14 protein-coding genes are annotated in these 12,863 nt (G+C 62.3%); 10 read left to right on the forward strand and 4 right to left on the reverse strand.

Going from position 1 to position 12,863, the window contains the following annotated elements; all coding sequences use genetic code 11:
- Window positions 1–44 precede the first annotated feature (44 nt).
- From CZ338_RS08395 to CZ338_RS08410, 4 genes are read left to right on the forward strand one after another with little or no spacing between them, the layout of a single operon-like run.
- Window positions 45–1,010: an ROK family protein gene (locus CZ338_RS08395; RefSeq protein WP_087117789.1), complete on the forward strand. Its 966-nt coding sequence runs from the start codon at window positions 45–47 to the stop codon at window positions 1,008–1,010.
- A 7-nt stretch (window positions 1,011–1,017) separates the two neighbouring features.
- A complete protein-coding gene (locus CZ338_RS08400; RefSeq protein ID WP_087117790.1) occupies window positions 1,018–1,770 on the forward strand; it encodes a lysophospholipid acyltransferase family protein in 753 nt (250 codons plus the stop codon).
- The gene (locus CZ338_RS08405; protein ID WP_087117791.1) at window positions 1,767–2,285 is read left to right on the forward strand and encodes a polyadenylate-specific 3'-exoribonuclease AS; all 519 of its coding nucleotides are present in this window, start codon (window positions 1,767–1,769) and stop codon (window positions 2,283–2,285) included. Before CZ338_RS08400 ends, CZ338_RS08405 begins: the two co-directional genes overlap by 4 nt.
- A 60-nt stretch (window positions 2,286–2,345) precedes the next feature.
- Window positions 2,346–3,734: a class II 3-deoxy-7-phosphoheptulonate synthase gene (locus CZ338_RS08410; protein ID WP_087117792.1), complete on the forward strand. Its 1,389-nt coding sequence runs from the start codon at window positions 2,346–2,348 to the stop codon at window positions 3,732–3,734.
- Between the two features lie 34 nt (window positions 3,735–3,768).
- On the opposite strand, the gene CZ338_RS08415 is transcribed toward CZ338_RS08410, so the two are convergent.
- On the reverse strand, window positions 3,769–5,022 hold the full coding sequence (locus tag CZ338_RS08415) for a protein kinase domain-containing protein (protein WP_087117793.1): 1,254 nt from the start codon (window positions 5,020–5,022) through the stop codon (window positions 3,769–3,771).
- 67 nt (window positions 5,023–5,089) lie between these two features.
- On the opposite strand from CZ338_RS08415, the gene CZ338_RS08420 reads away from it, so the two are divergent.
- Complete coding sequence (locus CZ338_RS08420; RefSeq protein ID WP_087118207.1) at window positions 5,090–5,473, forward strand: Rv2175c family DNA-binding protein; 384 nt, start codon at window positions 5,090–5,092, stop codon at window positions 5,471–5,473.
- Here CZ338_RS08420 and CZ338_RS08425 read toward each other — a convergent pair.
- The 3 genes from CZ338_RS08425 to CZ338_RS08435 form a co-directional block, all read right to left on the reverse strand.
- Entirely contained in the window at window positions 5,445–6,956 is a 1,512-nt protein-coding gene (locus CZ338_RS08425) for an alpha-(1->6)-mannopyranosyltransferase A (RefSeq protein ID WP_087117794.1), read from the reverse strand. The genes CZ338_RS08420 and CZ338_RS08425 overlap by 29 nt on opposite strands.
- 14 nt (window positions 6,957–6,970) lie before the next feature.
- Window positions 6,971–8,068 (reverse strand): polyprenyl synthetase family protein, encoded by a 1,098-nt coding sequence (locus CZ338_RS08430; RefSeq protein WP_087117795.1) that lies wholly within the window; start codon window positions 8,066–8,068, stop codon window positions 6,971–6,973.
- A gap of 62 nt (window positions 8,069–8,130) precedes the next feature.
- Window positions 8,131–8,685, reverse strand: a complete 555-nt coding sequence (locus CZ338_RS08435) for a GNAT family N-acetyltransferase (RefSeq protein WP_087117796.1) — start codon at window positions 8,683–8,685, stop codon at window positions 8,131–8,133.
- A gap of 206 nt (window positions 8,686–8,891) precedes the next feature.
- Here CZ338_RS08435 and CZ338_RS08440 point away from each other — a divergent pair, with 206 nt between their 5' ends.
- The 5 genes from CZ338_RS08440 to CZ338_RS08460 all read left to right on the forward strand — a co-directional run bounded on the left by CZ338_RS08440 (window position 8,892) and on the right by CZ338_RS08460 (window position 12,859).
- Window positions 8,892–9,329 carry an SAV_6107 family HEPN domain-containing protein gene (locus CZ338_RS08440; RefSeq protein ID WP_087117797.1) on the forward strand — a complete coding sequence of 146 codons (438 nt, stop codon included), beginning with the start codon at window positions 8,892–8,894 and terminating at the stop codon, window positions 9,327–9,329.
- Window positions 9,330–9,442: 113 nt separating this feature from the next.
- Window positions 9,443–9,835, forward strand: coding sequence for a DUF3040 domain-containing protein (locus CZ338_RS08445; protein WP_087118208.1), 393 nt, complete (start codon window positions 9,443–9,445; stop codon window positions 9,833–9,835).
- Window positions 9,836–10,286: 451 nt separating this feature from the next.
- Window positions 10,287–10,721, forward strand: a complete 435-nt coding sequence (gene mraZ, locus CZ338_RS08450) for a division/cell wall cluster transcriptional repressor MraZ (protein WP_087117798.1) — start codon at window positions 10,287–10,289, stop codon at window positions 10,719–10,721.
- A 216-nt stretch (window positions 10,722–10,937) separates the two neighbouring features.
- Window positions 10,938–11,951: a 16S rRNA (cytosine(1402)-N(4))-methyltransferase RsmH gene (rsmH, locus tag CZ338_RS08455; RefSeq protein ID WP_087118209.1), complete on the forward strand. Its 1,014-nt coding sequence runs from the start codon at window positions 10,938–10,940 to the stop codon at window positions 11,949–11,951.
- Window positions 11,952–12,007: 56 nt separating this feature from the next.
- On the forward strand, window positions 12,008–12,859 hold the full coding sequence (locus tag CZ338_RS08460) for a hypothetical protein (protein ID WP_143341289.1): 852 nt from the start codon (window positions 12,008–12,010) through the stop codon (window positions 12,857–12,859).
- Window positions 12,860–12,863: the final 4 nt, after the last annotated feature.

Here is a 12,863-nt window from a genome sequence, read left to right on the forward strand (position 1 = left end):
GAGCGAATATTGGTCTGCCGGTAGCGGAGCTAGAATGTTGACTCATGCCTACACACGACAGTGCTGCACCGCTCACCATTGGTTTCGATATCGGTGGCACGAACACCCGGGCGGGAGTCGTGGATGCATCGGGCACCGTTGTGGACACGGTGTCCACAACTACCCCGGAGGATGAGGACGGTCTCGTCCACGCGATCGTGGAGTTGGTGGAGCAGCTGCGGCGCCGCCACCACCCGGTCGCGGCCGTCGGTGTCGCTGTCGCGGGCTTTCTGGACCCGGCGTGCGAAGTAGTCCGTTTCGCGCCTCACCTGCCGTGGCGGGACAACGAGCCGGTGCGCGATATTTTGCAGGAAGAACTGGAGTTGCCGGTGCGTCTGGAGCACGACGCAAACTCGGCAGCATGGGGTGAATACCGGTTCGGCGCAGCGAAGGACACAGACACGTGGGTGCTCTTCGCAATTGGCACGGGGATTGGAGCCACGCTCATGCACCACGGGGAGATCTACCGTGGCTCGTTCGGCACTGCACCCGAATTCGGCCACCTCACCGTTGTTCCAGAGGGACGGGCGTGTTCATGCGGTAAACGCGGATGCCTGGAACGCTACGCCTCGGGCACCGCTCTCGTGGACACCGCTGTGGAGATAGCAGAACGAGGCGGGTTCGAGGGCTGCGGGCTGTACCGTCGCGTCGTCGATAAGCGTGCGTCTGGCAACAGTGTTGTCGCGGCGGCGCGCAACGGCGACGCTCTGGCGTTGGCCACCATGGACCACTTCGCACAATGGCTCGGGCAGGGCCTGTCCATCGTGTGCGACGTACTGGACCCGGAGCTTATCGTGCTCGGCGGGGGAGTGAGCCAAGATGCGGACCTGTTCCTGGATACAGCCCGCACGAAGATGGAAGCTGGTGTCGTCGGCTCGGGATTCCGTCCCACGCCGCGCCTGGAAACCGCTGAACTCGGGGCGCAGGCGGGTATGATTGGCGTTGCTGATTTGGCCCGAGACCTGGCTTAGGGGAAGCATGAACAACAAGTGGTACAAGTTTTTCAAGTACATCCTGATCGGGCCGTGGCTGCGGATCTGGAATCGCCCCGAGACAGAGGGGCTGGACAACATCCCGCCGGAAGGAACCCCGGCGCTCATGGTGTCCAACCACCAGGCGGTCATGGATTCCTTCTACTTCCCGCTGGTCTGCCCGCGTCAGCTTGTGCACCCAGCGAAGAAGGAGTACTTCACCTCCCCGGGCCTGTCCGGCGCGATCCAGAAGTTCTTCATGACGTCGGTGGGGCAGGTCCCCATCGACCGTGAAGCGAAGGATGCGGGCGAAAACCTGCTCAAGGTCACCCAGGAAGTCTTCGATAACGGCGACCTGTTCTGCATCTACCCGGAGGGCACGCGCTCCCCAGACGGGCGCATCTACAAAGGTAAGACCGGAATGGCGCGTGTGGCCATGAACTCGGGTGTGCCGTGCATTCCCGTCGCTATGATCGGTACCCGCAATGCCAACCCGATCGGCACCTGGATCCCGCGCCCCGCGAAGGTGCGTGTGAAGATCGGCGAGCCCGTCGACCCGCACCAGTGGGCGCGCGACAACGGCTACGACCCGCACGATTCCGCAGTCTGGCGCCCGTTCACCGATTTCTTTGCCCAGCAGCTCGTTGAGCTGTCCGGCTACGATTACGTGGACGCGTACGCGGCGGATGTGAAGAAGTCGCTCGAGGCGGGCAACGGCTACCCGGAGGGCACGGAGCCTGACTGGCAGAAAATGCAGTGAGGTACTTCTACGACACTGAGTTCATCGAGGACGGGACGACGATCGAGCTGATCTCGATCGGGATCGTCGCCGAGGACGGGCGCGAGTACTACGCGGTGTCCACGGACTTCGATGCGTCCCGGGCGAATCCGTGGGTGCGCGAGAACGTGCTGGAGAAACTCCCCAACCCGCAGCGCCCCGAATGGAAGCCGAAACTGAAGATCCGGGACGAGGTCTTTGCGTTCCTCACTGCCGCGGACTCTAAGCCGGAACTGTGGGCGTGGGTCGGAGCCTACGACCATGTCGTTCTCGCCCAGCTGTGGGGTGATATGGCCAAGTTGCCAAAAGAACTGCCGCGCTACACGCGTGAGCTGCGCCAATACTGGGACATGGCGGGTCGCCCGACGCTGCCGCCCGCACCGCATGGCAACCATGACGCGCTTGTCGACGCCCGCCATAATCTCCTTAAATTCAAGATTTGCGCCCGTTCTCTGCCGTTGGATCGGCGCGGTCACGCCACTGGCCGACCCCAATAACCCGAGCTCAATTCGACCTTCAACTACGTCCGTCGCAGCGGACGTGATAGAAGTAAAGGCGTGAGTTGGACAGTAGACATCCCCAAAGAAGTGTTGCCCGATCTGCCGCCGCTTCCCGGCGACATCAATGAGGCGTTCCAGGACGCCGTTTCCCGCGAGGCGAAGCAGCAGCCGACATGGGATGAGAACGCGTCCCTGTACGTGCGCAAGATTCTCGAATCAGTTCCGCCCGTTGTGGTGGCCCCCGAGGTGCACAAGCTGAAGAAGCAGTTGGCAGAGGTCGCCAACGGTGAGGCTTTCTTGCTCCAGGGCGGTGACTGTGCAGAGACCTTCGAGTCCAACACCGAGCCGCACATCCGGGCCAATATCAAGACGCTTCTGCAGATGGCTGTGGTGCTCACCTACGGTGCATCCACCCCGGTGGTGAAACTAGCCCGTATCGCTGGCCAGTACGCCAAGCCGCGCTCGTCCGACTTGGATGAGAATGGTCTGCCGAACTACCGCGGCGACATTGTCAACGGTGTGGAGCCGACTGAGGAGTCCCGTCGCCACGACCCGGCCCGTATGGTCCGCGCGTACGCGAACTCTTCTGCTGCGATGAACCTCGTGCGTGCACTAACGACCTCTGGAACGGCCGACCTGTACCGCGTCGAGGCGTGGAACCGTGAGTTCGTGGCCAATTCCGCTGCCGGTGCGCGTTACGAGGCGCTGTCCCGCGAGATCACCCGCTCCCTGCACTTCATGGATGCCTGTGGTGTGAACGACCGTGAGCTGCGCACTTCCGAGATCTACGCCTCCCACGAGGCTCTCCTGGTGGACTACGAGCGCGCGATGCTGCGTCTGGCGGAGAATGAGAAGGGCGAAACGAAGCTCTACGACCTGTCCGCTCACCAGCTGTGGATCGGCGAGCGCACCCGCGGCCTAGAGGACTTCCACGTCAACTTCGCCGCCCTGATCGACAACCCGATCGGCATCAAGCTCGGCCCGTCCGTCACCCCGGAAGAGGCCGTTGCGTACGCGGACAAGCTCGACCCGAACCGCGAGCCGGGCCGCCTGACCATGGTGGCGCGCATGGGCCACGACAAGGTCCGCGATGTGCTTCCGGGCATTATCGACGCTGTGGAGCGCTCCGGCCACAAGGTGGTCTGGCAGTCGGACCCGATGCACGGCAACACCTTCACCGCCTCCAACGGGTACAAGACCCGCCACTTCGACAAGATCATCGACGAGGTGCAGGGCTTCTTCGAGGTGCACCGCCACTTGGGCACCCACCCGGGCGGCATCCACATCGAGTTGACCGGCGAGCACGTCACGGAGTGCCTCGGCGGCGCCCAAGACATCACGGACATCGATCTGCCGGGCCGCTATGAGTCCGCGTGCGACCCGCGCCTGAACACCGAGCAGGCTCTGGAGCTCGCGTTCCTCGTTGCGGAGATGCTCCGCAACTAATGCAGGCACCAGCCCCGGGCCGCTGAGCTCGGGGCTAATCCGGCATCCGGAGGATCTCCGGGATCTCCCCGTAAGCTCCGGAGCCGAACCACCAGCCACCGACAGCGACAGCTGCGGTGGCTGCTGCTATGAGCAGTAGCACCAGCGTTAGGGCCACACCTGAGCGGTTTGATTCCACCGGGGGAAGTTCCGGTTCCGGCTGCGGACACCGGTCCACGGGCGCGTTACTGCGCTCTAGTGGGGGCACGTGCCGTTCGTACGGTGCGGGATGCGCTATTGGTTGCGCTGGTAGTGGAGCGGGAGGGGCAGCAGGCCTGTATTCCGCAGCTGGAGGTTCGTGCGCAGTCTCCGATCCCGCATGCTCTACCGGGGCGCTCATCTGCGTGATGCTTGTCGGGATGGCTGCCACGCGGTGTGCGGCCGATTGCGTCGGTGCTGGCACAGTGAAATCGGGCAGGCCCAACTCGGCTGCCACGTCGTCGAGGGCAGCGAGGAATTCTTCGGCATCGGCGAAGCGTTCGCGGGGATCACGGGCGGTGGCGGTGGCCACGAGCTCGTCGAAAAGCTTGGGTACACCCTGCATGCGGGAGGACGGCGCGGGGACGTCGAGACGCAGGCGCGAGAGCGCGTGAGATAGAGAAGTGTCGCCGTTGAACGGTACGGTCCCAGTGAGGAGCTCGAACAAGACGATGCCTGCGGAATACACGTCCGAGGCTTGGGTGATTTCGCTGCCGTCGACTTGTTCGGGGGAGAGGTACACCACCGTTCCCACTATTTGGTCGGTGGAGTGGCGCGCATCGCTCGTCGCGCGGACGAGCCCGAAGTCGGCGAGCTTCACCGTATTGTCGCCATTGATGAGGATATTGTCCGGCTTGATGTCGCGGTGCACCAGCCCGCGGCGGTGGGCGACGGACAGGCCCGTGAGCATTGCGCGCATAACGGCCGCAGCGGCGTGGGGCGGCATGGGGCCGCGCTCGGCCAGAAGTTCCCGCAGCGTGCCACCCGTGATCAGCTCCATGATGAGGAAGACGTCCTCGCCGTCGGCCGAGAAGTCGTACACGTTGACCAAGTTCGGGTGGCTCAGCTGCGCCATCGCGCGGGCTTCACGGGCGAAACGATCGAGGAAGACATCGTCGTTCATGTAACGCTCGTCCATCACCTTCGCGGCGACCTCGCGGCCCAGCCGCGTGTCCAAACAGCGGTACACGGTGGACATGCCGCCACGCGCAATGGGGCGGTCGATGAGGTACCGGCCTTCCAGCACATCGCCGGCTGCGAGGTGAGTCATGCCGTCCAGTATGGTGCACAAGCCGCGTCGACAGGTAGCAACCCCCGCTACGCGTAGAGTGGCGGGCGTGAGTTTTTCAGAGCACGACACTAACGCCCACGACATCGACGCGCTTCTGAGCGGTGAAACACTATTGACGTTCCCCGAGGTTGCGGATCGCCTCGGGGTGCCCGTGACCAAGGTTCACGACTACGTGAACGCCGGCAAGCTCGTCGCGCACAAGCAGGGCGGCACGAAGCTGATTCCCGAGCTCATGCTCGATGAAGGCACAGAATTGTCCAAGTTCGTCGCGGGCGCGATCACCGTGCTTCTCGACGGCGGCTTCAACCACCAAGAGATCCTGTCCTACCTGTTCACTGAGGATGACAGTCTGCCGGGCCGGCCGATCGACGCTCTGCACGGCCACGGTGCACGCGAAGTGATCAGGCGCGCGCAGGCAATGGCTTTTTAGCCCCGGGCACGATCTCCACTGATTCCTGGTTGCGTGTACGTGGTAGCACGTACGCTGCGGCGCCCCATCCCGCAACCAGGGCCATGAGCATCCAGGCCCCGTTGTAGAAATTGTGGTTGCCGCTGCCACTGAAAGCTAGGGCCACGATGACGGAAGCGCCGATGGTGAGACGCACCAGCCACTGCGGCGGGTTGAATGTCCCGGCTACTGAGACGGCGGAGGCGAAGTACCACGGCAGTGTCACCGCGTTGAAGACAAATGCGACCATGTAGGCGAGCGCCATGCCCGCCACATTGCGGCGGTCTGTTTGCCTGAACATCCACCAAACGGTTACGAGTCCCGCGAGCATCAATACGGAGCCCACAGTTCGGGTCGCGCTGAGAACGGTGTTGTAGGGAAATTCTTCGTCGAAAAGCTGAAGGAACGGTGTCACGGCATCCGCAGCGAGTGTCGCGCCCGACAGCGGGTTGACTACTTTCGAATTGCCCGAGATCTGCGCGAGCCACCCCCACGACGTACCCGATGCCACGGTCACGGCAGCGACAGAGGCTACGGCTACGGCAACCACTGTTAGCCCCGAAACGAGAAAGGAACCCAGGCGCCGAGCAGGCCGGCTCCCAGAGGGAGCGTAGTGGTGCGCCGCCATCCACACGATGAACGGCAATGTCACTGCCGCTGTCGCCTTGAGAGAGACAGCAACACCGACGAGAAGGGTGCCCAGTAAAAAGCGACGTTCCAAGCACGCCACCAACCCGAGGCTGACCAAGCCGACCATAACGGACTCGTTGTGCATTCCCCCGACCATGTGGATGAGCATTACCGGATTGGCCACACCGAGCCACAGAGCGAGTGCGGGGTCGCCGCCCAAACGACGGGCAATGCGTGGAACTGCCCACGCGACGGCGGCGAAACCGGCGAGCGAAATGAACTTGTAGCAAATGATTCCGGCCATCACGTTCTCGCCCACAAAGCTGGTCACACCGTTGCCGATCCAAAGGTGAAGTGGCCCGTAGGGGGTTGTCGTGTTGCGCCAGTCGTGTGAGACCTCGAGGAGGTAGGGGCCGGGGTTAATGGCGGCACCTTCGGAGTAGGGGTCGAATCCGTCGCGGACCATGGCCCCCTGCATGAGGTAGGAGTACACATCCCGGGACATGAGCGGGGCGGCGAGAAGCAGTGGAGCGGTCGCAGACCACAATGCGGACTTGGTGTACGACAACCGGTCCCGCAGACTCGATTCGCGGCGGGCAGCCACTGCATAGCGTCCAGCGGCAACCCACCCGGCTACGAGTAGGAGGAGACCGACTGTGAGCGCAATGTTGAGCAGGCCCCGCGCGTGGCCGTAGGCCAAGAACTCCATCCCCAGGTAGTCGAGCATCCCACCGCGGTTGCGGGTCGCGCCCGCACCGAAGGATCCCACTGCGAGCAACGTGGAACCGACCACGCCGAGCCACAGGGCGGTTGTCGGGGACGGTCGTCGTGTCATCGTGCCGGAACCCCCTATTTGCGGCGGGAAGTGGCCTTGATGGCCAGAGCTGTAAGCGTCTCCACCGCGTCCGAGCTGATGGAGGCGCCGCTCAAGTGATTCAGTCCCATGCGTGTCAACTGGTCGATGCGTTCTTCAACGATATCCACCGCACCAGTGTTTTCGATGATGCGAGCGAGCTCAGCGATGTCATCGTTCCTGGTGGCACTACCAATCCCATCTCGGAGTGTTTTCGCCGCGGCCGGGTCTGAGGCATCCGCCGCCTTGAGCGCGAGCGCGTACAACACAGTCCTCTTGCCTTCGCGGAGGTCGTCGCCGGCTGGTTTGCCGGTGACAGCCGGATCGCCGAAGACTCCGAGGAGATCGTCACGGAGCTGGAACGCGATGCCGATGTCGTGGCCGTACCCTCGTAACGCAGCGATGGTGGCGTTGTCCGCGCCTGCGATTGCGGCACCGAGGTGAAGCGGCCTCTCGACCGTGTACGCGGCAGTTTTGTACCGGTTGACGGCATTGGCCATGTCTTCGCTCTCGCTATTCGACGCTTCCAGCGAGATGTCCAGGATCTGCCCACCGATCACTTCGGAGCGCATTCCACGCCACGGTTCGGCAGCGCGTTGCAGAGCCTTTTCACTCACACCCGAGTAGTGCCACATGTCGTCGGCCCACGCGAGTGCAAGGTCGCCGAGAAGAATGGCGACGTTCTCCCCGTATGCGTCCGAATTCCCGTGCCACCTGCTCCGGGAATGCTCGGCCGCGATTGCTCGATGCACGGTCGGTTTACCGCGCCGGGTGTCGGAGGCGTCGATGATGTCGTCGTGGATGAGTGCACAGGCTTGGATCAGTTCAAGAGAGCTCACAGCGCGCAGTACCGCGGCGGGATCTTCGGTCTGGTCGGCCGCCCTCACTGTTGCCGTGTAGCCCACCCAGCCGTATGTCGGGCGAATGCGTTTACCCCCACCGAGCACAAAGTCGCGCAAATGCTCCACGGCATCGGCGACAGGAGCGCCGATTTCGCTTATCGACGCCGCGTTAGCCTCAAGGAAATCCCGCAACTCGGCTTCCACTGCGCCCGGAACGTCAGCTGCCGAGAGGTAAGAGGTGCGCTCGCTCAAAAGTGGTGGCTCCTTCTAACCGGGAGGTGAATCAACACCGCTCACTCTACCGGTCGGCGTTTTCATAGCGGTAAGGTCCGTCCGAGTACCGCGAAGGGGCGGGGATCTCCGGCGTACTGGAAGTTGCGCAATACATCCTCAAACCCAAGCGAGCGGTACAGCCCGAACGCAGCATTCGATTCTTGGGGCACTTCCGGGGTGGACAGCAAGACGTGCCGCTGGGGTGCGCGTTGGAGCAGACGGTGGATCAATGTTCGGCCAATCCCGCTGCCCTGGCGCTGCGGGGATACATGAATTTCCGCGAGCTCGAAATAGTTGTCGACGACTTCCAGCATGTGCTCTGTCATGGCGTGGTTATCTGCGAGGCCCCGCCGCAACTGCTGGTCCCACCAACGGCCCGGCGAACCGCGGAAACCGTAGGCGATCCCTGCGAGCTCGTCGCCGTCGAATGCGGCGACAGATGTGAAATCCCGCTCGGTGGAATCGCGGCGCCAGATATTCACTCGTTGTTCGCGGATGGTTACGGGGTAGTGCATCGCTTTGATGTAGAGGTCCACCAATGTGGGCGCCAAGGCGGAGAACTCGTGTGGGGATAACTCGCGGATGGTGACGGACACGAGTCCATCGAACCATGTCGCTCGGCGAATTGGGTGAGGTTCGTAGTTTCCGTGACGCGTAGCTGTGCTCAGAGGCTGTTTCCGAACCTGATATCGAATACATGTTCGAGGGCTGCGAGGGTGTGTCCAGGCTGTTTTCTAGTGTGAGGGCCACAAAGTAGTTCGACATCGACGGCAGTAAATGAGCAGTCAAGGAGGAAGCCGAAATGTCTAGCGTGGTTTCAGCAACAACCGGTTCGGTCTACGGGGCAACTCCTGTCACGTCCCGCCACGATGAATTCTTGGATTCGGCACGGCTGCTTTTGGGCGATGCTCAGCGTCAATTGGCGGCAGGCGCTGGTGACCTGGCGGTGGAGAGCGCATACCGGTCTGCTCTTCGCACTGCCGGCGCGGTGATCTCTCAGTCGGCAACGGTGGCGAAACGTAAGCGGCTGCCTACGAGCGCGTGGGAGAAATTGGCGCTCACTGGACCGCGGGGTGCGTACTGGGCTGAGAACTTATCTAAGTTCTCGCGGATGAGGGGTCGGGTCGCCTCCGGTATTGAGTTGCATCCGAGGGTGGAGGATGTTGAGCGTCTCGTAGGACTAGCTGCGTCCTTCTACGCGGAAACTGCTGGCGAGGCGGACGGCGTGTTCGCGGCCTAGTTTTTCATGACTATTTGCTCGGCCTCGAGGGCGGTATGATGAGGGGAACAAACCGTCTTCAATGGACGTTGTAGTTCAGAGAAGACAGCGACCAAACCAGGCTGGGAGTGAAAGTGGCTTTATCTGAGCAGGAACAGAAGTTGCTCCGCGAAATCGAGGAGTCGCTGATGGCCGATGACCCGAAGTTCGGGTCCTCCGTGTCTTCCGTGCCTGCGCGCAGCTCCGCAGGTACTGGATTCCGCCCCACCATGCGTTCGGTCGCACTCATCGTCCTCGGTCTTGTGCTGCTCATCGCTGGCGTGGCCTTGGCAGCCGAGAGTTTGTGGTTCATCGCTTTAAGCGTTCTTGGCTTCGTGGTCATGTTCATCGGCGGGGTGTGGGCACTCAATGCGCCCACTGAGCACGTTCCGGTTCGGCCACAGCGCAGTGCGGGTCCGCAGCTGCAACGTGACGGTATGAGCTCCCGGATGGAGGAAAATTTCCGGCGCCGGTTCGAGGGGCAGTAGTGCCGGGCCTCTAACGCACTGTCTTGGATGCGTGTCCGAGACAGCTTTATTCCCTTCACGGAAGTGAGGGGAATTTTTTGTGCCCCACCATGCCCCACTTTTGTGCCCCACTTTCACCCACTGCCGCCAATCGGGAGCATGTATAGGCGGATTATTTGGGCCAATAGGTGTCTCGCTCCAGGTTTTCCTGATGTCCAAAGGTGCAATAGAGGTGTTCTTGTGTCAGTGGGACGTGATTGCCCTTAAGGGGCTGGGTGGGCGCCCCACCGGACGGATGGGTGTTGAACTGTGTGTTCATGACACGCAAAAGGAATTTAGTGTTCCAATGTGGCGTGTGTGGGGGAGAGTGGGTTAAAGTGGGGGCTAGTGAAGGGCCGGTGTGACGATGCCGGGTCGGATCTGACAAAAGTTCACAGCCGGAGTTGTCGAGCGAAGGAAGGTAGGGCGCCGGATGTTTCTTGGCACCTATACCCCCAAGCTGGACGACAAGGGGCGCCTGACGCTGCCCGCCAAGTTCCGTGAGGGTCTGGCGGACGGGCTGATGGTGACCAAGGGGCAGGACCACTCTTTGGCGGTCTATCCCCGTGAGGGATTCGCGGCTCGCGCACGAAAAGCGGCCGCGGTGTCCCGCACGAACCCGAAGGCGCGCGCATTCATTCGAAACTTGGCGGCAAGCGCGGATGAGCAGACGCTCGACGGTTCTGGTCGCATCACGTTGTCGCCGGCGCACCGGGATTACGCGAACCTGTCCAAGGAATGCGTAGTCATCGGTTCAGTGGATTTCTTGGAAATCTGGGATGCCGAGTCCTGGGCGAAATACCAAGAAAATACCGAGGCCGCTTTCTCGGCGGCCGATGAGGACGACATTCTCTCGGGCCTGCTTTAAGCAAGCGGGCGGAGAGCGTGTACGAACTCTGCTCGGGGCGCGAGTCGTTCTGGTGTACTTCCCCGATATCAGAATGACCGCCCCGAGCAGGGCTCTACATGTTCCCCGTGGGTACCAAGGGACAGTTTCAGTCAGACCTAATCCGCAGCACAACACGTCAGTCGCACACAAAGGGGGGTGGACATGGTGGTACACGAAACTGCCGGGAAATCCGACATGGATTTCGGCATCGATGTCAACCACGGCCATGTCCCTGTCATGCGCGACCGTATGGGCGAGCTGCTGCGCCCGGCGGTGGAGAAATTCGGCCCGGATGCAGTGATTGTCGACGGTACGTTGGGGGCAGGGGGGCACACCGAGTACTTCCTCGCCGAGTTCCCGGACGCTGCTGTTATCGGCATCGACCGCGATGCCTCCGCGCTCGAACAGGCTACGCAGCGTCTGAAGAGGTTCGGCGACAGGTTCGTCCCGGTCCGGGGACGCTTCGACTGCTTCGCCGATGAGCTGGAGGCCAACACTCACGAGGTATTCCAGCGCGCCCGCTCCGCCGGGTTGGCGGGCGCGTTTTTCGACTTGGGTGTGTCCTCGATGCAGTTGGATCAGGAGGAACGGGGCTTCGCATACCGGGTCGACGCACCCCTGGACATGCGAATGGATCCGAGTGCGGGGATGACAGCGGCGGACGTGTTGAACACGTACAGCCACGGAGACTTGGCTCGCGTGCTCAAGACATATGGTGATGAGCGCTTCGCAGGAAAGATCGCGTCGGCCGTCATCGCCGAAAGGGAGAAGGAACCATTCGAGCGTTCGGGGCGTCTCGTCGAGCTTTTGTACAGCGTCATTCCGGCTGCGACCCGTCGCACTGGGGGCCATCCGGCGAAACGTACGTTTCAGGCGCTACGGGTGGAGGTCAACCGGGAACTCGATGCCCTGTCAAATGTCATCCCGATGGTCGCAGACGCGCTCGGTTCCGGGGGTCGCGCAGTCTTCATGAGCTACCAGTCTCATGAAGACAAGCTGGTCAAGCGTGCTTTCGCGGAAATGACCGAATCGAAGACCCCGGTGGGTCTGCCCACTGAGCTGCCCGACATGGCACCGAGGTTCCGTCTTGTCACCCGAGGCGCTGAACAAGCCTCGGAAGCGGAGATTGAGGTGAACCGCAGGGCGGCTTCGGTGAGGGTCCGGGCCGTCGAAAAGCTGGGCGGCGATCCTAGCGGAGGACCCCGATGACTACTCACGCGTCACGTTCGAAGACAACACGTCCACAAGCGAAGGGAACTAGGACCATGGGAGCAAGCCGAGACCTCACAGCCGGGAACACTACCGGCGGCTCGACCGCGCTGCTTGAACGCACCCCGCGACGCACAGTGCGTACGACGGATGCACCGCGCACAGCTACCATGCCTTCGGGGTTGAAGCCGCGCGTTGCACCGCATGTGCCGCGCGGCCCGCGTCGCTTGGGCTCCAAGCAGGTTGTTTCTGTCCGCGGCCGCCGTGTTTCGACGACAGAGGCGAAGCGGAAGTTCTCCAAGATGTCGCTATTGGCGCTACCTCTACTCGTCCTCGGCATATTCGGGGCAATGCTCTTGTCGGCGCTGTCTACCCAGCAGACATTCACAATCCAGCAACTTCAGAGCCAAGAGCGCGCGCTTAACAACGAGATTGAGACTCTCAACCGGAATGTCGAGGACAGCCGGGCCGCGGCTGAAGTCGCGGCAAAGGCCGACGCAGCTGGAATGGTCATCCCGGTTCAACCCGGCATCATCAATGTCGATGCCGAGGGCAAAGCCCACGAGACGCGTGAGTCTGACGCGTCTAAAACGGTGCGTGTTGTGGATGTGAACCAAGAAACGATCCGTACTGATCACGCCACCAGCGACCAGAAAGCCACCCGCGACATCGCAGACAACCTTTCCGCTCTGCCGCAGAACACCCTGCGGGCAGGTCGAGGTGCTGCTCCGTCGTTACCGGCCATGGGAGAGCAGGCCGCTCCCTCAGCGCCGGCGGGTCAGGAGCTTGACAACCGTGACGCCGCTCCCGTTGCTCCGGCGGCACCGATTGCTCCCGCCGCGGATGCCCCAGCTGATGTGCCGGCTGCACCGGCTGGTGCGCTCCCGGCGCTGCCCGGTGGCTTTTAAGACC

The sequence above is a fragment of the Corynebacterium urinipleomorphum genome (genome assembly GCF_900155535.1).
Lineage (GTDB): Bacteria > Actinomycetota > Actinomycetes > Mycobacteriales > Mycobacteriaceae > Corynebacterium > Corynebacterium urinipleomorphum.